Below are 19,488 nucleotides of genomic sequence, written 5' to 3'. Positions count from 1 at the left end.
GTCCTGGAGCGGGAGAAGGGATTCGAACCCTCGACCCCAACCTTGGCAAGCGATTTAGTGACTTGTTCTAGTATTCGGTGCCGGTACGAAGCCGGCACGCTATAACGCTCCAGTACGATTTGTCCAGACCGCAACCGATTGACTGGCATGAACTAGCGTGACTTCCGTGAACTGCCGTGGAGGGGGCAAACTGTAACCGCGGGGTAACCGCGCGGTTGCACCTCTATTGGCAGATATCGCATGCCTTCGAAGCTGACGCGTCGCCAACTCTATGATCTGATCTGGACCCACGAACTTCCGGCAGCGGCAGATCATCTCGGCATCTCCGAACGGGAAATCCAGCGGATCTGTGTGCAGCATCGAGTATCTGCGCAAAAGGCCGCATTTTGGCGCGCCAAGGCGGCCGGTGTGCCCGTCAAAAGAACGATCTTCACGACAACTATGAACTCGCCGCTGGAACTATCACCTTCGACCCGAGGCAAGCATCCATCCCCTGCCTGCCGTCGGGCCGCCTCCTCCCGTTGCCACAATGCTCGCGCCGCCGCGCGCAAAACCCATCACCAAAGCACAGCGTACCAGTTCAATGGCAAACGGTCGCTGATCCAATTTCGCTTATGGTACCGCTAGCCAGGACCTTGCGTTCGACCACGGCGGACCGCGAAGGCCTCGTCCATGTCGGCGGCCAAAATATCCCTGCGATCTCGGTCGGACAGGCGGCGGTTAAGAGAGGCATTTACATCTTAGACGACCTCCTAAAACGGCTCATTGCCCAAGGCCTCTCCTGTGTACTCTCGCGCCAACTTTTGCGGTCATGCGAGAGCAGGACGGCAGGCAGCTTAGGCGATCTGGGGTGGCGTCGCGTCGCTTAGTAGGCTCGTATTTACTCGTCGACTGTTTCAATGTCGGGCAAATCCATGCAGCACCGTTTGGATAATGCAGCAGCGATTTTTACCAGATCGATGCTTCCTTCAATTTGCACGTGCCGCATTCCGTCGCTTGCGGTAGGCGTCATCGGACAACCCGGCTCGAACTGCTTTTGGATTTCGATGAATATGGCTTCTGCAAGCCGGTTCATTCTCAAGTCAGAAAGCTTGCGCTCACACATAGGATTTACTCGGCCGATCAACGCGCCTGCGCCTGGTACTTAAATGGGCGCGTAGCGTTCGTTCGCAACCCGCGTACTGCTTGGGCCTTCAGGTCGAACGACCGCAGGCTCTCCTCCCCAACGACGCAGGAACACGCGACGAAAACCAACGTTGCATTAGCGACGCGTGCGCGGCCGCCCTCCTAGCCTCGGATACGATCATGATCGACGACAAAGTTTTCCCACCCGTGAAATCCGAGGAGGACATCGGGCGTGGTCTCAAAATGATCGGCGGGGCATTGCCGGAGTTGGCAACCGACGAGGTTGAAGCCGACATCGACGATGTGACTGGGCTAGATGAGGCATACCCTTCCGGATTACCGGGCGCTCTTGCCGCGATTATGCGGGATGAGCCGCTAAAAGCGCTGCTTTGGGCTGCATGCATTGGGATCGCTATCGGGCTGATGACCTCGAAGTAGGACAACTCAAGCGCTCTGATGAAACTGTGGCAGACCGTCGTCGAGATCCCAGGCACACGAGATCAAGCCCATCACCACGCTGGATGAGTACGCAGACGCGACGAGGCGGATCGCCGAACTTGCCAGCAGTCTGGATGGCGCCAAGGCGGAGGAGGAGACAAAGGGGCTCGTCGCGGCGGTCCAACAATGGGACAACTTTGACGCAGAGGGTTAGATCGGGGGAAGGTAACGGGAGTTAACACGGTCGCGCCGGAAACAGTGGTCCTCGACGCCCATGCAGTGACTGCCCCAAAGGCCGTCCAGCGTATCTGCTTGCTGGGAGCGACCGGCAGCATCGGCCGCGCGACAGCAGGCGCACTCGTGCGGCGTGGACATGACGTCGTCTGCTTCGTTCGCCCCCGGGCCGATGACGGCGACCGGCGGTCGCGCGAAATCAGCGGCCTGCCGGAGGAAGCCACCGTCGCGGTCGTGAATCTGGCCGATCCGACAGCATTGGCGCGTGACGGATTTGCCGGCGCTCCGTTCGACACCGTCGTGTCCTGCATGGCCTCGCGCACAGGATCGCCGCAAGACGCTTGGGCGATCGACCATCGCGCGCATCTGAACGTGCTTGAAGCCGCCCAGCAGGCAGGCGTCGGCCATTTCGTGCTGCTTTCGGCGATCTGCGTGCAGAAGCCGCTGCTCGCTTTCCAACAGGCCAAATTGGCGTTCGAGGCCGCGCTAATCTGCTCTGGCCTGCGCTACTCGATCGTGCGGCCGACCGCCTTCTTCAAGTCCCTGTCGGGGCAGATCGAGCGCGTCCGACAGGGTCGGCCCTTCCTGTTCTTCGGCGACGGCAGCTTGACCGCCTGCAAACCCATCAGTGACGGCGACCTGGCGGATTACGTCGCGGGTTGCCTGGACTATGCGAGCTGTTGGGGCCGCATTCTGCCGATCGGGGGTCCAGGCGATGCCATCACGCCCCGCGAGCAGGGCGAGACCCTTTTTGCGCTGCTCGGGCGCCCGCCGAGGTTTCGGTCCGTGCCCGTCGCACTGCTCGACATGGTCATCGGTGGGCTAGGCGCACTCGGCCGGGTCGTGCCGTCGCTCGCGGACAAGGCCGAGTTCGCCCGGATCGGCCGCTACTACGCCACCGAATCCATGTTGGTGCTGGACCCGCAAACGGGCCGGTACGATGCAGCTGCTACGCCTTCGACAGGAACTGAGACGTTGTTGGACATCTATCGCTCCGTTTTAAACGGCAGCAGCATGCCAGACCGTGGGGAACACGCCGTCTTTTGATTCAGTGGCAACACAGTGTTGGCTCGCCACTTGCGGAGCTACCCTCTTTGCGACGAGGGCGTAGCGAGATGACACATCTGACCGAACAACAGCGGTTTGTCCGCTCAGTAGACGAGCCTGGGGCGTTTCAGCCTAAAACAGTCGAGCGCATATTTACCCTGACGCTAGCTGGCCTGTCGGTCGCTTGGTTCTCCATGCTCGCTTGGTGCGTCTATCAGATCGCTGTGGTCGCGTTCTCCTAGCCTGCCTTTTAGCTGGCAGCGGGGCACTGCTCGGCCTGCATCAACTCGACGATAGCCGTGTCGATCTCAGCGCGCTGCTGGCGAAGGTGCTCGATCTGGGCAATGATCTTTTTGGTAGGAAAGCCGCCGTCGAGCATCGCCTCCTTTATCTCTGCGATGGTAAAGCCCTGCGAGCGCCAGCGGACGATATCGGCGAGTTTGAGCCGCTCGTCCTCATTGTAGAGGCGTACCGAGCCGTGGCGGACCGGCGAAAGAAGGCCGCGCTCCTCATAAAACCGCAAGCTCCGCAGCGTCAGACCGAACTGCTCAGCCATTTCGGCGATGGTATAGTCTCGTGCCTTTCTCATATGCGCCAGCCCTGTTATCGAATCAGCCAGTGGTCCAAGTTACTCACCTTCGCTGCGTCGCCGATCAACATCGTTAAAAATGCATATGGCGGCGATCAATTCGGCGCGATCCCAGCGGTTGCGAGCGATGCGCGATGGTCAAGGGCGTTGCTTAGTTTGCAGGACACCGCCTTTGAGACGACAGCGCGTTAGGTTGCCCCTTATCATGCTGTTAATGTCTCCGGCGGATCACTTGGGTTTGAACCCGTAAGAGGGATCCTGCCTTGCGACCACTTTCGACCGCCCGGGCGGTTATGGCATCAGCCACCCTTCTGTTTTCACCGCCTGCTGCCTGGGCTGTAGACGAAAATCCAATGTTCGCCTGCATGGAGAAGCAGCAGTCTCTGCCGCCGGCATCACGGGCGTCGGTCTGTGCCTGCTATGTCGAGAAGGCCGGCTCCTGGTCAGTGCGGCTCGCCCACATAGTCGCCTCGAAAGCTACCGTGGATGCCTCGAAGCGCTCGATACTGAGCAAATGCATTTCCGCCGATTTCTCCGAGCGAAACGACCCTCGCAAGCCGCTTTAACGTCGAGGGAGAACGCCATCTGCCTTGTAGATGGGTGGTGGTATCCCTGCTTTCTGCAGAAACCCTTCGTTCGATTAACCTATGTTGGATCGAGGTGCGCAAATCTTAAGCATAGAGCTGCGGGCGAGCATCTTGCCTCGTAGCTGGGTAGGGAGCGTTTTCGAATGTCGTTTTTAACATTGTTGGATCCGGTCCACGTTGCCCGCGCTCATGGAGCGCTTGATCTGGCCTGGACAACTGTCAGGTCGAGCAGCCAGACAAAACGTTGGGGCGATGCTGCCGCGAAACAGCGCCTTGGGTTGATCATTGAATCCTATGCTTTAATCTCGGACGGTGAGCAGGATCTAGCAAACCGTGCCGTCGAGCGCTTTCGCAGGGTCGCGGCCCGGTATCCCCAAAATTAGCAGCGGAAGATAGCCCCGATCGGTAGTGCAGAGTGTGAGAATCCGGTGGGCATGGTCGGGCGAACGATGATGGACAAGTCACCGCTAGAGCGCGCTTTCGAAATTGCGCGTACCGGCGCATGCGAAACGGTCGAGGGAATTAGGCGACAGTTGGCGCACGAGGGTTATGACTGGCGCCAGCTCGAGGGCAGGACGCTGAACCGGCAGTTGAGGGAAATGTTGCGCAAAGCAAGGGCTTCATAGCATCCGCGCACTGAGACGCTCGTCAATCACAATCGGATAGACGAAACAAAACCCCGCCGGCAAGCGGCGGGGAATGATGTGCCCATAATCGGAAGCGAAGATCAGCGGCGATTGGTCTGCCGATTGTACTGCTGCTGAGATGTCTTAGCGGATTGCGAGTTGTTGTACGACTTCTGATTCCAACCCTGCGCAGAGGCAGCGGTCGGCGCTGCAGTGTAAAAAATAGCTGCAGCAGCAATTGCGACGATCAACTGCATGTGTTCCCCCGAAGTTTCATTGAGCGGCGCTTAAACGATAAATCCAAATCAGTTAAGCATGCAAGAGGCGGGCACCGCAAGCTGGCCTGTTTTTGAGTTGGGGCGAACCGTTACGCCCGGACGCGCCTCGTGCTTCGGACGGCTTCCTTCGCGGTTGAGGTTGATTCGCGCGAGATTTCATGGAACTAGGCCAGCTTCCGTAGCACCTCTTGTCATCCTCGTCTTGTCATGGTTTCTGCCCTACTGCATACGCAAAAATGCGGTGCGTTGGGGAGCTTATGGCATGCGATATATAGCTGGGCTACTTTTGACTGTTGCGCTGGGAGGCTGCAACCAGACAGTTCAAACTGCCGAAGTATCACCGGTCCAACAATTAGGAGAGCCGCGGAGCTTGGCTGCTGTGCCATCGGCATCGGCCAATCTGTCTGAAACAGTAATTGTCCCGCCGCTATACGAGCCGCTGATCGATACCAATCGTGTCAATCTCGCCAAGCTCAGGAAGGATCTTCAGGACTGCCGTGGCCAGGCGGCCCCTCAGGAAGCCGCCGCACGTCACGCGGCGCAGCAGGAATCGACCGGCGCCACCATCCAGGCGGTCGGCGCGATTGCAAGCTTCATCCCGGTCCCCGGCTTCCGCCAGGCGCATATCCTCGCGGGGGCTTCAAATGCAGTGCAGAATGTCGGAGCTGCCACGTCTGGCAATGCGGCTGAAACGAAGGAGCGTGCGATGGAGGACTACGTTCTTGTCGTCAACGCCTGCCTGGAAAACCGGCGTTATCGTTTGCTGCGGTCATAGCTAGTTAGGCGGTGAGGCTCGATGCGGCGTCATCAGGCAGCGCGGCAGCATCTATTTTGTTGGCTGTCTGGTGAAGCGCACGCGCCATTTCAGAATCGCTCTCGTGTGTGGCGGCCGCCGCGCGAACATCCTCTGATAACCGGCGCAGCAGGTCTGTCTTGTCGGCTGGCCCTGCGGACAACGCCATGCAGCGCCTTGCCGAACATCTCATAGACGCACTTCACCGTCTCACCGGACAGAGTTTCGTCTGGGCAGTCCCGAGCGTCACTGAGACCGATGTCGCGGACAGAACTCATTGCTTCTTTCCTAAGCCGCACGCTGGAGCCTTGCCGCGCTAGTTGATGGGCGTGTCGGACGCCTGCCGAAAGCAGGCGATGCCTTCACGCTCCAGCGTCTTGATGAACTCGGCATAAGCCTCATGGTCCGTCGCGAATAGGTCGGTCCAGACCGTCGAGCCCTCATCGGTGTCGATCGCCTCTAGCGACCAGCTCTCATCGCTCGTACCCGCCTCGGCGTTCCTCATAACCATGCCGTTCCCGGAAGCGGGGACCATCGTCGTTCGAGCGTTCGATGCGCGTTTCGATCCGAACCTGAGATTGTGCAGGAGTGGTGAGGAGCGCGGTCGCGGCAACGCCTGCCGCCAACATAAGCATCTTGAGCATTAGGGGGTCTGTCCTGGTTGAAGACGAAAAGAGCCCGCCCCTTTTGAGGGCGGGCTCCATTTCGGATCACTCGATGATCTGAACGATGCGTCGTGTCTTCGGCTCGACCAGGACGGTCTGGTCGTTGACCACGGTATAGCGATACTCGGTCTTGCCGTACCGGGCCGGTACCTCGCGGTAGGTGATCGTGTCAGGCAACGTCGCACCGACGACGACCTTCTCGCGGTACGCCACAGAAGGCACCTTCTGCTGCGTGACATAAGTGCGGAACTCGGTGCGGTTCTCGGTTGCGATGCCACCGACGATCGCGCCAGCAGCGGCACCACCAACGCCGCCGACTACAGCGCCGACCGGACCACCGACGATTGCGCCGCCGACAGCACCCGTGGCTGCGCCACTGGCCGCGCCACCGGCCGCGCCGGAGTTGGACTGCGCGAAGGCGGTAGCCGGGACGAGAGCGAGGGCGGCGATAAGAGCGATGTTCTTGATCATGGTCTTCTCCCTTTCGAGGATGTGTGACCCCTCAGTCGCAATCTAAACTGAGACTGGAAGCGTCGGTTCCATGAATAAGCGTTCATAATGAGTGGGTTAACGCAATTTTGGCTTCTCTCGGCTTGCACCGTTGGAGCACTCGATGCAGCTACGCCTGCACGCATTCGAAGCTCGTTCGCTCAGGGAACCTTTTTTGTAGACGGGGCTTTTCGCCCTGACCGGTGCCTTGGGAGACCAACATGATTTTGTACGTCGCGCTTCTGCTCTTGCCTGTGAGTCTGGCCATTGCGGCTGACACGGACCCGGTAGCCAACCCGATTTTCACATGCAAGTTCGAGGCGGGTCAGATCGTCATCGAGCAGGCCGAAGCGTCTGGCGACGTGACCGTCGAGGTCAAGGGGCAAGCTCGCCCCTATGTCATGGACAAGCTGAAGCTCGTCCCACGCGATCAGGGCTTGCCCTCGTTCCTATTTCAACCGGACATGAGGCGCTGGCAGTGGCTCAACGATCAGGGCGAGCCCATTGAGAGCGTTGTGTGCGCGGAAAAACCTGCCCTCAAGGCGGGTTAGACGTGGATCGCGCGACTTCGTCTGGTGGGGATGAACTTCTTTGGAACGTCTCTCACAGGAAAATACGGACGTGACCCAGCCTTCGACAGGCCGCTTCGAATTCGACCGCGCCGAGCGCTTGGCCGACGGGGTCATTCACGGCACAGGTGTCTTGCTGGGTGTAGCGGGCGTCGTAGTCCTGTTGGCGAAGGCACCGGGTTCGATGGGAGTTTTGATCCCTGCGACGATCTACGGGATCGCGCTGCTGGCCGTGCTCACCATCTCAGCCGTCTACAACATGCTGCCAGCGTCCCCGTTGAAATGGTTGCTGCGACGCTTCGATCATTCAGCGATCTACCTGCTGATTGCCGGAACCTACACCCCCTTCCTGGTGCAGTTGGCGGAGAGTCCGGTCGCACGTGTGCTGATCGTAGCAATCTGGGCCGCCGCGTTGGTTGGCGTCGCGATCAAGGTGATGTGGCCTGGACGGTTCGATCGCCTCTCGATTTGGCTCTACCTCGCCATCGGGTGGAGCGGAGTGGCTCTGTGGGAATCGCTCGGCAGGCTTCCGGCAGCAACGCTCTGGCTACTTGCCGCAGGAGGGCTGCTTTACTCCCTCGGCGTGATTTTCCATGTCTGGCAGAGCCTGCGCTTTCAGAACGCCATCTGGCACGCCTTCGTACTCCTGGCTTCGGCGTGCCATTACGGCGCGGTGTTCGTCATGACCACGGCGGCTTAGCACCCCCCTTCGCGAAATGTCATCCGGTCCTCGCCGGCTTCAAATTTGCCGACGCAGGTGTGCTGATGTAGGCGGGACCCTCCCCAGCAAGACCATTAGCTTCACTCCCACAGGTAGCTGAACAATCGTGCACGTCGCCGGAATCCACGATCCTTGGCTGGTTGCGATCTCGATCTTGATCGCAGCGTTGGCCTCTTATGCGGCTCTCGATCTCGCAAGTCGCATTCGCGCCACCTCCGGTTGGGCCTCGCATGCTTGGCTTGGAACCGCAGCGATCGCCCTCGGCGGCGGCATTTGGGCGATGCACTTCATTGCGATGCTCGCCTTCAGCATACCCGGCATAGCGGTCCGATTTGATCTCGGTCTGACGGTCTTCTCCTTTGTGCTGCCGATCATGGTCACCGGGCTCGGTTTCCTCATTGTCCATCGGCCGGGAAGCGGGCCATCTGCATTGATCTCCAGCGGGCTCGTGATGGGGCTGGGCATCGCTGCGATGCACTACACCGGCATGGCAGCGATGGAGATGGACGCTCGGCTCAGCTACCACCCGTGGTGGGCCGCGCTCTCGGTTTTGATCGCGATCGCAGCCGCTACGGTCGCTTTGTGGCTGGCTTTGAAAAACACGGGAGTGGTCCAGAAGATCGTAGCTGCCGTGGTAATGGGCTTCGCCATCGCCGGGATGCACTACACGGCCATGCTTGCAGCGTCCTTCACCGCCGGGCATGCGCCTTACGAGGGGTATGATCATGCCAGCATCGGGCAAACCGGCCTTGCTGTTGCGATCGCTGCCGCCACCTTCTTGATCCTGGCTTTGGCGTTGATTGCCGCGATGTTTGATCGCCGGTTTGCAGTGCTGGCCGAGAAGGAGGCAGAGGCCCTTCGACGGAGCGAAGAGCGCTTCCGAAGCCTCTATCGGCGAACGCCATTGCCGCTCCATGCGCTGGACCGCGAGGGACGCATTGAGCAGGTCAGCGACGCATGGATCGATCTGCTGGGCTACCCGCGCGAGGCCGTGATCGGCCGACCGCTGACTGAGTTCATGACGGAAGCGTCAGCACAAACACGCGCTCAGTCGGAATGGCCGAAGCTGGTCACCGATGGGCTCCTTCAAGACGCCGAGCATCGCTTGGCCACCTCCGCAGGCGTCATTCTGGATGTCCTGGTCTCCGAGCGGGTCGAGCTTGATGAGCAAGGCGACTTCCGGCGCGTCCTTGGGGGCTTGGTAGATGTCACCGCACGGAGGCAGGCTGAGGAAGCGCTTCGACAATCGCAAAAGATCGAGGCGATCGGTCAACTCACCGGGGGCGTCGCGCACGACTTCAACAATCTGCTGGCCGTCGTCATCGGCAATCTTGACCTTTTACAGAAGCGCATGCCCGCCGATCCCAAGTTAGTTCGGCTGGTGGAAAACGCGCTCCAGGGCGCACAGCGTGGAGCCGCCCTGACCCAGCGGATGTTGTCGTTCGCACGGCGTCAGGACCTTAGGCCGGAAGCCGTGGACGTGCCCGCGTTGGTGCGCGGCATGCAAGACCTGCTGCAACGTTCTCTCGGTCCTCAGACGCAAATCGAGACACGGTTTCCGCTCGGCTCGGTCTGCGCCCGCGCTGACGCAAACCAGCTAGAAATGGCGCTCCTAAACCTCGTCGTGAATGCACGGGACGCGATGCCTGAGGGCGGCACGATCTCGATTGGGCTCCGGCAGGCTGTAGGTGGCTGGGCCAGCGGAGGAACGCTTCCTGGTGAGTACCTTTGCCTGTCAGTCTCCGACACAGGCGAGGGGATGGACGAGGCCACGCTGGCGCGGGCGCGCGAACCCTTCTTCACAACCAAGGGCGTTGGGAAGGGGACGGGCTTGGGCATTTCGATGGTGCACGGCTTTGCTGAGCAGTCGGGTGGAAAGCTCGTGCTGAAGAGCCGCAAGGGAGAGGGTACGACCGCAGAAATCTGGCTGCCAGTAGCAGCTTCGATGACTCAGCAAGCCGTGTCCGAAACGGTAGTGTCGCCGCCGTCAGGCGATCACGCTCTTCACCTGCTTGTGGTCGATGATGATGCGCTGGTGCGAATGAACACCGCCATGATGCTGGAGGACCTCGGCCATACCGTGGTCGAGGCATCGTCAGGCCAGGAGGCGCTGACTGCTCTTGAGGACGACAAATTCGATCTCCTGATCACGGATCAGGCCATGCCGAAAATGACGGGTGTGCAGTTAGCAAGCGCTGTCCGTACCACGCATCCAGACCTGCCGATCCTCGTTGCCACGGGGTACGCAGAGCTTCCGACCAACGTGAATTTGCCCCGCTTGAGCAAGCCTTTCAATCAGACGGCGCTCGCGCGAGCGATCGCAGACGCCATGACAAAAGGCTGTTAACCGGAATTTTGTGAGCCCTAACCGGCCGGTTCGCCATTCCTCGGGAAATCAAGTCGATGCGCTACGCCGTATTGGTATGTGGTATGCAGCGTGCCGATTTTCCCAGCCGCCTTAACACGAACGCAACTTTCAGATCACAACGTCTGTACCAATTGGCAGAGGTTGGTCAGGCAAAATGGTCACGAAGTGCACGCAAAGCAGCCCGCCGTTCCCATGGAACGAGCAGGAGCGACTTGCTGCACTGCGCGGCTACGAGATTTTGGACACCGATCGCGAAGTCGAATTTGACGACATCGCACGCATCGCCGCGCAAATATGTGACGCTCCGATCGCAGTCGTCAATTTTGTCGAGGAGGACAGGCAGTGGTTCAAATCCGAAATTGGGCTGGGAGTTAGACAAACTCCGCTAAACGTTTCAATTTGTGCCCATGCTATTCTGCAAGAGGACCTATTTATTGTTCCCGACACGACTATAGACGCGCGTTTTTCAGACAACCCGCTCGTCACCGGAGAGCCACGCCTGCGCTTTTATGCTGGAGCGCTACTGAAAACGCCTAGCGGGCTGCCCTTGGGAACCGTTTGTGTGCTGGGGACGGAGGCGCGTCCAAAAGGTCTTACGTCCGGCCAGGCCGATGCTCTTTCTGCGCTTGCTCGTTCGGTTATGCGTGAACTCGAACTGCGCGTTGCTAATCAGGCACTTCGCGCATCTGAGGAACGACTCAGGCTTGCCCTTCAGGCCGGACGCATGGTTGCCTGGGAACGGAACCTCCCGAGCGATTTTGTCACGCGATCTGAAACCGCGAAAGACCTCCTCGGTATTGTCTCAGGGCCAGTCTCGAATTTTATAGCCAATCTTCATCCTGAAGACCGAACACGCGCTCGCGCTCGCGCACAGGGCTTGAAAGCTGATCGGGAGGAAATGCGCTATGTCCACCCTGACAATGGACGGACAATCTGGCTGTCAGCCCGCTCAATTACTATTCCAGAAGTAGGCGAACCCAAAAAGGTAATCGGTGTCACGTTCGATATTACCGATCGCAAACTGGCAGAAGACGAACTTTGGCACATGGCGAACCACGATGCTCTCACGGGGCTCGCAAATCGGATGATGTTCCAGCGCTGTCTTGAAGGCGAAATCGAAGCTGCGGAATCGAATGGAACAAGTGTTAGCCTGCTGCTGCTTGATCTCGATGACTTCAAGTCCGTCAATGATACCCTTGGCCACGATGCCGGAGACGCCCTGCTTGTCGAAATGTCTCGACGCCTTTCAGGGTTAGCGGGCGAAGGGGATACGATTGCGCGTTTGGGAGGCGACGAATTTGCAATCATCAAGGGCACCGATCTGAAGGGCGCGATGGCTTTCGCTGACAGGATCACGGAGGTGATGGCCCGCAGGTTCAACTATCTGGGGCATAGGTTGGCTACCAAGGCCAGCATCGGAATTGCCAGTTTTCCCGACCATCATCGCTCCGCGATCGAATTGATGAAAGACGCCGACATCGCGTTATATCATGCCAAGGCGGAACGGCGTGGATGCGCAGTGGTCTACACCGAAGCCGCGCGTGAACGTATCGAACAGCGAGTGCGTCTGCTGGCAGAGGTCCGCGAAGGTTTGACCGCTAATCAGTTCGTGCCGTTCTACCAGCCCAAGGTGTCGCTTCAAACCGGACAGATCGTCGGATTAGAGGCGCTGGCACGATGGCAGCATCCCGAGCGCGGCGTCTTGACACCGGGGGCTTTCGGTCCTGCCTTTGCTGATCCCGAGACGGCGACCGCTATGGGGGCACGCATGATTGTGCACGTCGCGAGGGATATTGGTTCCTGGCTGACGCAGGGGCTTGAATGTGGTCGGGTGGCGATGAACTTCGCATCAGCCGAATTTGCCAATCCGCACCTCGCCAAATATGTTCTGGGTGCCCTATGGGACGCGGGCGTTCCAACCCGCTATTTTGAGGTAGAGGTGACCGAGTCGGTCTTTCTGGACCGTGGCACCGAAACTGCGCTCGCTGTCCTTCAGGAATTTGCCAGCGCGGGCGTCAGTATCGCCCTCGATGATTTCGGGACGGGCTTCGCCTCCCTGACGCATCTGAAACGCTACCCCGTCAATCACATCAAGATCGACCAGAGCTTCGTGCGCGAATTGGAGACAGACAAAGAAGATTCTGCCATCGTTTCGGCGGTGATCAGAATGGGTCAGAGCCTGGGAATGGAGGTTACGGCAGAAGGCGTGGAAACACATGGGCAGGCGCGGGTCTTGACCGAGATGGGCTGCGGCCAAGCGCAAGGCTATTTGTACGCCAAGCCGATAGTAGGCTCTCGGATACCATGGCTATTGTCTAATTGGCAGATACCCGGCCTGAGTGAACCGACCACCGAGCACGCCACCCGCTTTACGGGGTAACCGTGTCGGATAGCAGTAGCCGTTGTTCGTCGCCGGAATTCTTCCGGGATGGCGCCATGCTGGGCTGGCCCGTTGAACATGCTGACCTCGCCGGTTTCATCGTCGGCGATGACGCGGATCGCGCAACGCCTCGGCCGTGCGACCCAGCCGCTCGCGTTCATTCAGGGCGTGGTGCCTGGTTCTTGCCAGTACGCGCTGGCCCGGCACAAGCCGCTTCCGGTGCGTCTTGAAGGGCTGGACGAAGAACGTCTCGACGCTGGCCATGCCCTTGACACCCGGGGTCTCTGTGTTCTCATTACGTTCTCACCCAGGGAACGCAACCGATGCATATGTCGCCCGTCGTCCTCGGCCCGCCGATCTTCCTGCCAGTCTATTTGAAAGCGGTGAGGGCCGGCTTTCCGAGCCCCGCGGACGACTACCTGGACCAGCCGATCGACCTGTCCCGGGCGCTGATCCAAAACGCCCCGGCGACCTTCATCATGACGGTTGCCGGCGATAGCGCGATCGACGTCGGCATCTTCGACGGCAGCCTGATCACTGTCGACCGCAGTCTGGTGCCCAAGGACGGTGACGCCGTCGTCGTAGACGTCAATGGGGAGCGCAGCATCAAGATCTTCAGGATCATCGGGGGCCGCTCAAGTCTTGCGTTCGGCAACCGACGCTACCCCCACTACGACCCTGGCCCGGACGCCGAGATCGACGTCTTCGGCGTCGTGACCAACACGGTGCGGCGCTTCCGCCGATGACCCGATCCTTTGCCTTGGTCGATGGGAACAGCTTCTACTGCTCCTGCGAGCGGGTCTTCGATCCGAAGCTGCGCCGGCGCCCGGTGATCGTGCTCTCGAACAACGATGGCTGTGCGGTCGCGCGCACGTCCGAGGCGAAGGCGCTCGGGATCAAGATGGGCGCGCCGATGTTCACGATCCGCGACCTCTGCAGGCGCGAGGGCGTGGTCGTGTTTTCATCAAACTACACGCTCTACGGCGACATGAGCCGCCGGATGAACACGGTCTATGAGCGGTTTGCCTCGGACATCGAGGTCTACTCGATCGACGAGAGCTTCCTCGACCTGACGCCGGTGGCGCCGGAGCATCGTGAGGAGATGGGGCGGGACCTGCGCTCGACGGTCTCGACCTGGACCGGCGTGCCCACCTGCGTCGGGATCGGCCCCACTAAGACGCTGGCCAAGCTTGCGAATAAGATCGCGAAGACGACGCCTCAGCTTCGCTGGGTATGCGACCTGACCAGCGAGGAGGCCCGGCGGGAATGGCTGCCACTGGTGGATCTCGAGGACGTCTGGGGCATCGGCCGCGCCAGCCAGGCCAAGCTCGCGGCCTTCGGCTGCCGGACAGCTGCGGACGTCGCTGCGCTCGATCCCAAGCTAGCCAGGAAGACCCTGACGGTCGTTGGCGAGCGCATCATCCATGAGCTTCGAGGAACGCCCTGCATCGATCTGGAGACGGTTGCACCGACCCGGAAAGGGTGCGCCGTCACCCGAAGCTTCGCCGGTCGCGTCGAGAGCCTGGAGATGATGCAGGAGGCCATTGCCGCCCATGCGACCCGCCTCGGCGAGAAACTGCGCCACCACGGCCTGGCGACCGACCACGTCACGGTGTTCTTCCACACGTCGCCGCACGATCGTGGGCCCTCGCGCTCCGTTTCAACCACGGTCGATTTCCCCGAGGCGAGCAACGACACGCTGGTCCTCGTCCGCGCAGCCAAGTGGGGCGTCCGTCGGATTTGGAAGTCCGGCTACCGCTACGCCAAGGCCGGTCTGATGACGGTCGACCTCGTGCCGCTGGAGGCCTCGCAGCGGGCGTTGATCGGCGCCCTCGGTCGGGAGAAGTCTGGTCGGCTGATGGAGGCGCTGGACGCCTGCAACCAGAGACACGGCCGCGGCGTTGTCTTCCCCGCGGCGGCAGGCATCGCTCGCCAAAAGAAGGCGTGGATCACGAAATTCGATATGCGGTCGCCGCGGTACACGACGCGGCTTGATGAGGTTCCGGTCGTCGGGAGAGCGTGATGCCAGGCTTTATCCACCAGGTCGAAATGAAGCTCGACGCCGCCGCGGCGCCCGAGCGGTTGCGCCGGATCGAAAGCTGGTGTGGCGACTGGCAAATCAGGTTCCGGGTTCTCAATCGCGCTCCGGGCTCGGAGAACATCCGGATCGCTTTCGATGACCCGTGCCTGGCGCGTGCCTTCGTCGGGCATTTCGGCGGCGTGATTGTCGACGATCGCGAGATTGAGCATGCGATGGCCGGCGACGCGAACGACGAGGACGCCTACGATCGGTTGGCGCGCGAGTACACGGATTGACCGGCCGCGGGTACCCAACGACCCCTGACGGCCGCTATTTCATTGTCGCCCGCAGGCTGTGGCGATCCACGGATCCAGACCTTCCGGAGGAACGGCGTCATCGACTTGTCGCCGATCTGATGGATGCTCGCAGGGCTGTGAAAGAGGCCAAGCGTGGGAACGGCGAAATGAGCGCCGCCCGCGCGAGGGTCGGTGCGGCCAAGGTCGCGCTCGGCGAGCGGGGGCCCGTGTGGTGGAACGACGGTGCGCCTGACCTAAATCGTTGCATGGCTAAGAACACGCCCTACGCGGAATGGGCGGCGGGTTTGAATAAGCGCAGGAGCGAGACATAAAGCCATGCGACGTGGGCTTGAGCCGCAGAGGGCCGCGCGCAACAGCAATCCGCCGCTCTGATGACCCGTGTGCGTGCAGATGAGCCGTACAGGGTCGATCTGCCGCTCGATCCGCTCACCCTGAACGAGCGCCTGTTTGACATCGGCCTGTGGCTGGTTGAACGCGACATTCCACACCAGGCCCGCATCCTGATGCAGCCGGAGCACCAACGTATCCGGGTCAGCTTCCCCAAGCCCGCGGACGCCGTGGCCTTCCGCTATCGGTTCGGCCCACTCCTGAACTGACAACAAGGAACGGAATGCCCGGACGGCCGTTGAGTCGCCGTTCCGTTGAGTCAGTTCGTTGCGTGGAGTTCAGCATGGCCAAGCGCATGCTACGGGCCGGTGTCGGCGGGGACGTTGCGCAGAGCCCCGCCGTCCCACGGCGCCCTAATCGTCGCCAGCCAGAACTTCGCTTCGACCCCATGCCCGATCGCGTCGAGCCATGTCTGGCTCTGTTGGCGTCCAAGCCGCCGGCGGGCGCCGAATGGGCGCTCGAGGTCAAATGGGATGGCTATCGCCTCGCCGTGCATATCGAGCGCGGCAAGGTCCGCATCCTCACTCGGGGCGGGCACGACTGGACGTCCAGGTTTCCGACGATTGCTCATGATGCGCTTGAACTTGGGTTGGACAGCGCCATCCTAGATGGTGAGGCTGTCGTTCTCGACGAGCGGGGCGCTTCGAACTTCGGAGCCTTGCAGCAGGCGCTGGGAGGCCGCGGAGGCAAGAAGTTCGCAGCCGGCGCCATTCTCTACGCCTTCGACCTCTTGTACCTGGACGGCCGGGATCTCCGAGGACTTACGCTCGACAAGCGGCGGAGCATGCTGACGGACGCCATCAAGCCGCACGGTTCGATCCGGATGAGCGAGGAGCTCGATGCCGAGGGCGCGGAATTCCTGAAGCTCGCCTGCAGCATGGGCCTCGAGGGCATCATCGCAAAGCGCCGGGACGCGCCATACCGGTCCGGTCGGGGCGGCGACTGGCTCAAGATCAAGTGCGTCCAGTCAGAGACGTTCCTGATCCTTGGCTATGAGCCGTCCGCAGTCGCGCTTGGCGGCATCGGACGCCTGCTCCTGGCGGCGCGGAAGCACAGCGGCCTCGTCTATGTGGGTAGCGTCGGCACCGGGTTCACGGTGAAGACGGCGACGGAACTGCGGAAGCAGCTGGCTGCACTTAAGATCGACAAGCCGGCTATCTCCATCAAGGGGAGGGGGATGGCGTGGGTGACGCCGGCCTTGCCTGCAGAGATCGCGTTCCGCGGCTGGACCAACGACGCCAATCTCCGGCACGCGTCCTACAAGGGCTTGCGCGAGGACGCCGACATGGCCGAGGTGTTCAAACTCGACGAGGGTTAGAGGCTCTTGCCGAGGATGTGCGCGACAGCTGCCGAGCTCGGGCCGGCCGTCTTCACGGCGGCTGCCAACTGCTCTTTGGTCACCCCGAATTTCTTGGTCCAGTATCGGACCTCGTAGTCTTCGGACATATTGATCCGAGTGCGGTCCTGCTGGCCGCGGATCGTCTTGTCATCTGCCATGCTGGCCTCCTGTGCTGGACATAGAATCCCAGAGGCGACCGCTGGTTCCCTCACGGTTTGACCAAGCGACTATCGCGTCCACAAGGGCCTCAAGCTCGCGCTCCTCCGAACTGTCCTCTACGTGCCCAGCAAGCTCGGCGACCCGCGCCGTGGCCTTTCGTAATCCTCGACTGTCGATCTTTATCGCCGCGAGGGGAATCTCGGTTGGGACGCCTGTTTCGATATCGGTTTTCATTGTGGCCATCCTACAATGGGCACGGTCGGGCGTCAGAATCGTCATCGCAACTGACTGTCCTTGCTACCCCGCCGGTTGTACGCCGACGACAGCGCAGGGTGATCGTGGCCGGACTGGCAATCCACGCAAAGCCGTGCACCGGGCATAGCCTCACGCCGGGCTTCCGGTATTTCGCCGCCGCATTCCTGGCAGTGAATCTCGCCCGGTCCGGTGGGCAGCCGCGAGCGCGCGAGCATCACTGCATCGGAGACGGAATCGTCGATCTGATCTTGAACGGCTCCGTCAGGAGCCCACCCGCTGGCCATGGCAACACCTCATGTCCCTGCGAAACCGATGACCCGGTCTTTCTGTTCCGCCTGGACGCCTTCCACTGTCGGCCAGCTTAACCTTGATCGAAGGCGGCAAGGCGGACATGTTGCCGGCCGCGCCGAAGCGCGAGGAACGACGCCGGCACGTGGGCAGCGACAAATGATCCGGTTGAAGGGGTAGATAGAGATGCAGGCAATGGTGCTGGCTGCAGCCGTTCTGGCCGCTGTATCCCTAAGCGTGCATGGGGCCGAGCGACGCAAAGCGGATTTCTTGCAGGACTACATCACCTGCGAAATGTGGATGAAGCACCACCGAACGACGGCCACAGAAATTCACGCCGCCGTGGGGCGGTGGATAGTCGACTTGTTACGACAAAATGCACCAAACAAGCTGTCGCATTTAGACGACACGGTCATCATAAACGCTGTCGAACGCCATTGCACCGCGTTGCCCGAGACATCCCTGAGTTCTGCTGCATTTCTGGCCGGCCTCAGGTTGCCGGAATCGTAATGGGGAGGCGAGCGCCGCCGGCCCCGCGCTCCGGTACAATCGCAAAGAGGCTCGACCATGTGCAACCTCTACAGCATGACCAAGGGCCAAGCGGCGATCGTCGCGATGGCGCGGGCGATGCGCGACACAACCGGCAACCTGCCGCCGCTGCCAGGCATCTTCCCCGACTATCCAGCACCGATCGTCCGAAACGCTTCTGATGGCGCGCGAGAGCTCGCCCTAGTGCGGTGGGGCATGCCGTCATCGCGAAGGGCCATCTTTGAGAAGGCCAGAGTCAGAGCCGGCAAGCTGGAGGCAAAGGGCAAGGCCGTCGACTTCGACGAGCTGCTCAGAATGGAGCCCGACGGCGGCACAACGAACGTCCGTAACACCTCGAGCGCGCACTGGAAGCCCTGGCTCGGGATCGCAAACCGCTGCGTGGTGCCGCTGACCAGCTTCAGCGAGTTCGATCACGGCGCGAAGCAGGATGTCTGGTTCGCGCTATCACGTGATCGCCCGTTGGCCTTCTTCGCCGGGATTTGGACGCCGCACTGGACCGGCGTTCGCAAGATCAAGAATGGCGTGGAAACAACGGACTTATTCGCGTTCCTAACCACCGAACCGAACCGTGAAGTCGGCGCCATTCATCCCAAGGCTATGCCGGTGATCCTGACCGAGCAGGAGGAGATCGAAACATGGCTGACCGCGCCGTGGGATCAAGCAAGTGTACTGCAGCGGCCCTTACCTGATGGCGCGCTCATCGAAGTCGGCCGTGGTATGAAAAAAGATGAGGTGGCGTAGCAGGCGCCGATCAATTACGCCGACATTCGGTTAGATCGCCATTTGAGACTTTATGGGTGCTGCAGCGAATGTCATCGCGCGCGCAGGCGCCAATGAGTATGGCGATCATCGCGGCAACAAGCAGTGACTTGATCATTTTAGGCCAGTGCGTGGGATAGAGACCTCGATCAGATCGATTGCACCCCCGGGACTGCTATCATCAAAGACGCCGACCACGAGCCTGCCGGTTTCCCAAGCCAAGGTGTCGAGGTTCGTTCGCCCGGAGAAGCTCACTGGTCCTTCGGGATGTGGGGTGTGGCCATGAACGACGTGCCGCGTGCCGTGACCGCGCGTGTCGTCAGTTCGATAGCGCATCCAGCCTAAAGCGCGGTCGTCTTGGGCATCGAGTGGCCGATCAGGGTCAACGCCTGCGTGCACATATACTCGGTGATCATCGATCAGCATACGAGGGAGTGACCGCATCCAGTCGATATGAGCTGGACAGTTCGAAGAACGTCATTTTCCGTGGGGGCTTGGCATTCCCG

At 60.7% G+C, this 19,488-nt stretch carries 25 protein-coding genes; 16 read left to right on the top strand and 9 right to left on the bottom strand.

The genetic code is table 11. From position 1 onward, the window contains the following. The first annotated feature begins 240 nt into the window (after positions 1-240). A complete protein-coding gene (locus tag IP69_RS21860) occupies positions 241-627 on the top strand; it encodes a hypothetical protein (RefSeq protein ID WP_156323418.1) in 387 nt (128 codons plus the stop codon). 253 nt (positions 628-880) lie between these two features. On the opposite strand, the gene IP69_RS11740 is transcribed toward IP69_RS21860, so the two are convergent. Further along, positions 881-1,105 (bottom strand): hypothetical protein, encoded by a 225-nt coding sequence (locus IP69_RS11740; protein ID WP_054143013.1) that lies wholly within the window; start codon positions 1,103-1,105, stop codon positions 881-883. A gap of 200 nt (positions 1,106-1,305) precedes the next feature. Between IP69_RS11740 and IP69_RS11735 the strand changes: the two genes are divergently transcribed. Both IP69_RS11735 and IP69_RS11730 read left to right on the top strand, forming a co-directional pair. Beyond that, the gene (locus tag IP69_RS11735) at positions 1,306-1,563 is read left to right on the top strand and encodes a hypothetical protein (RefSeq protein WP_156323417.1); all 258 of its coding nucleotides are present in this window, start codon (positions 1,306-1,308) and stop codon (positions 1,561-1,563) included. Between the two features lie 312 nt (positions 1,564-1,875). After that, positions 1,876-2,844, top strand: a complete 969-nt coding sequence (locus IP69_RS11730) for an NAD(P)H-binding protein (RefSeq protein ID WP_054143011.1) — start codon at positions 1,876-1,878, stop codon at positions 2,842-2,844. A gap of 250 nt (positions 2,845-3,094) precedes the next feature. Here the strand turns inward: IP69_RS11730 and IP69_RS11725 are convergent, their stop codons facing one another. Both IP69_RS11725 and IP69_RS21855 read right to left on the bottom strand, forming a co-directional pair. Further along, positions 3,095-3,433, bottom strand: coding sequence for a MerR family transcriptional regulator (locus tag IP69_RS11725; RefSeq protein ID WP_054143010.1), 339 nt, complete (start codon positions 3,431-3,433; stop codon positions 3,095-3,097). A 1,314-nt stretch (positions 3,434-4,747) separates the two neighbouring features. Continuing rightward, a complete protein-coding gene (locus IP69_RS21855) occupies positions 4,748-4,903 on the bottom strand; it encodes a hypothetical protein (RefSeq protein WP_156323416.1) in 156 nt (51 codons plus the stop codon). Positions 4,904-5,294: 391 nt separating this feature from the next. Here IP69_RS21855 and IP69_RS11720 point away from each other — a divergent pair, with 391 nt between their 5' ends. Further along, entirely contained in the window at positions 5,295-5,699 is a 405-nt protein-coding gene (locus IP69_RS11720; protein WP_054143009.1) for a hypothetical protein, read from the top strand. Between the two features lie 334 nt (positions 5,700-6,033). Here the strand turns inward: IP69_RS11720 and IP69_RS11715 are convergent, their stop codons facing one another. Beyond that, the gene (locus IP69_RS11715; protein WP_156323415.1) at positions 6,034-6,228 is read right to left on the bottom strand and encodes a hypothetical protein; all 195 of its coding nucleotides are present in this window, start codon (positions 6,226-6,228) and stop codon (positions 6,034-6,036) included. A gap of 199 nt (positions 6,229-6,427) precedes the next feature. Further along, positions 6,428-6,853: a DUF1236 domain-containing protein gene (locus IP69_RS11710; RefSeq protein ID WP_054143007.1), complete on the bottom strand. Its 426-nt coding sequence runs from the start codon at positions 6,851-6,853 to the stop codon at positions 6,428-6,430. A gap of 239 nt (positions 6,854-7,092) precedes the next feature. On the opposite strand from IP69_RS11710, the gene IP69_RS11705 reads away from it, so the two are divergent. The 4 genes from IP69_RS11705 (at position 7,093) to IP69_RS21415 (ending at position 12,909) form a co-directional block, all read left to right on the top strand. After that, positions 7,093-7,422, top strand: coding sequence for a hypothetical protein (locus tag IP69_RS11705; RefSeq protein WP_054143006.1), 330 nt, complete (start codon positions 7,093-7,095; stop codon positions 7,420-7,422). Positions 7,423-7,492: 70 nt separating this feature from the next. Then, on the top strand, positions 7,493-8,140 hold the full coding sequence (locus IP69_RS11700; RefSeq protein WP_248306805.1) for a hemolysin III family protein: 648 nt from the start codon (positions 7,493-7,495) through the stop codon (positions 8,138-8,140). 127 nt (positions 8,141-8,267) lie between these two features. Next, positions 8,268-10,508 (top strand): MHYT domain-containing protein, encoded by a 2,241-nt coding sequence (locus tag IP69_RS11695; protein WP_054143004.1) that lies wholly within the window; start codon positions 8,268-8,270, stop codon positions 10,506-10,508. Between the two features lie 175 nt (positions 10,509-10,683). Next, positions 10,684-12,909: an EAL domain-containing protein gene (locus IP69_RS21415; protein ID WP_082359246.1), complete on the top strand. Its 2,226-nt coding sequence runs from the start codon at positions 10,684-10,686 to the stop codon at positions 12,907-12,909. 96 nt (positions 12,910-13,005) lie between these two features. Here IP69_RS21415 and IP69_RS21850 read toward each other — a convergent pair whose 3' ends face one another. After that, on the bottom strand, positions 13,006-13,173 hold the full coding sequence (locus IP69_RS21850; RefSeq protein WP_156323414.1) for a hypothetical protein: 168 nt from the start codon (positions 13,171-13,173) through the stop codon (positions 13,006-13,008). 59 nt (positions 13,174-13,232) lie between these two features. Here IP69_RS21850 and IP69_RS11685 point away from each other — a divergent pair, with 59 nt between their 5' ends. The 6 genes from IP69_RS11685 (at position 13,233) to ligD (ending at position 16,951) form a co-directional block, all read left to right on the top strand. Further along, positions 13,233-13,655 (top strand): S24 family peptidase, encoded by a 423-nt coding sequence (locus tag IP69_RS11685; RefSeq protein ID WP_054143002.1) that lies wholly within the window; start codon positions 13,233-13,235, stop codon positions 13,653-13,655. Continuing rightward, entirely contained in the window at positions 13,652-14,932 is a 1,281-nt protein-coding gene (locus tag IP69_RS11680; protein ID WP_054143001.1) for a Y-family DNA polymerase, read from the top strand. The genes IP69_RS11685 and IP69_RS11680 overlap by 4 nt, the downstream gene beginning before the upstream one ends. Next, a complete protein-coding gene (locus IP69_RS11675) occupies positions 14,932-15,225 on the top strand; it encodes a hypothetical protein (RefSeq protein ID WP_054143000.1) in 294 nt (97 codons plus the stop codon). Before IP69_RS11680 ends, IP69_RS11675 begins: the two co-directional genes overlap by 1 nt. After that, the gene (locus tag IP69_RS22370; RefSeq protein ID WP_054142999.1) at positions 15,222-15,557 is read left to right on the top strand and encodes a hypothetical protein; all 336 of its coding nucleotides are present in this window, start codon (positions 15,222-15,224) and stop codon (positions 15,555-15,557) included. The genes IP69_RS11675 and IP69_RS22370 overlap by 4 nt, the downstream gene beginning before the upstream one ends. A gap of 60 nt (positions 15,558-15,617) precedes the next feature. Beyond that, positions 15,618-15,842 (top strand): hypothetical protein, encoded by a 225-nt coding sequence (locus IP69_RS11665; RefSeq protein ID WP_054142998.1) that lies wholly within the window; start codon positions 15,618-15,620, stop codon positions 15,840-15,842. Positions 15,843-15,916: 74 nt separating this feature from the next. After that, a complete protein-coding gene (gene ligD / locus IP69_RS11660) occupies positions 15,917-16,951 on the top strand; it encodes a non-homologous end-joining DNA ligase (RefSeq protein WP_054143014.1) in 1,035 nt (344 codons plus the stop codon). Here the strand turns inward: ligD and IP69_RS11655 are convergent. The 3 genes from IP69_RS11655 to IP69_RS21410 are packed head-to-tail and all read right to left on the bottom strand — an operon-like array spanning position 16,948 to position 17,670. Next, complete coding sequence (locus tag IP69_RS11655; protein WP_054142997.1) at positions 16,948-17,130, bottom strand: DUF3606 domain-containing protein; 183 nt, start codon at positions 17,128-17,130, stop codon at positions 16,948-16,950. The genes ligD and IP69_RS11655 overlap by 4 nt on opposite strands. Continuing rightward, a complete protein-coding gene (locus IP69_RS22205) occupies positions 17,120-17,365 on the bottom strand; it encodes a hypothetical protein (protein ID WP_210165947.1) in 246 nt (81 codons plus the stop codon). The genes IP69_RS11655 and IP69_RS22205 overlap by 11 nt, the downstream gene beginning before the upstream one ends. Positions 17,366-17,406: 41 nt before the next feature. Beyond that, the gene (locus tag IP69_RS21410; protein ID WP_082359245.1) at positions 17,407-17,670 is read right to left on the bottom strand and encodes a DksA/TraR family C4-type zinc finger protein; all 264 of its coding nucleotides are present in this window, start codon (positions 17,668-17,670) and stop codon (positions 17,407-17,409) included. 190 nt (positions 17,671-17,860) lie between these two features. Between IP69_RS21410 and IP69_RS11645 the strand changes: the two genes are divergently transcribed. Next, entirely contained in the window at positions 17,861-18,184 is a 324-nt protein-coding gene (locus IP69_RS11645) for a hypothetical protein (protein WP_054142995.1), read from the top strand. A 57-nt stretch (positions 18,185-18,241) separates the two neighbouring features. Next, complete coding sequence (locus IP69_RS11640; protein ID WP_054142994.1) at positions 18,242-18,964, top strand: SOS response-associated peptidase family protein; 723 nt, start codon at positions 18,242-18,244, stop codon at positions 18,962-18,964. The last annotated feature ends 524 nt before the right edge of the window (positions 18,965-19,488 follow it).

The sequence above is a fragment of the Allobosea sp. AAP35 genome, from assembly GCF_001295925.1.
Classification (GTDB): domain Bacteria; phylum Pseudomonadota; class Alphaproteobacteria; order Rhizobiales; family Beijerinckiaceae; genus Allobosea.
Note: the sequence above shows the minus strand (reverse complement) of the source record. Positions and strands in the feature narration are given on the sequence as shown.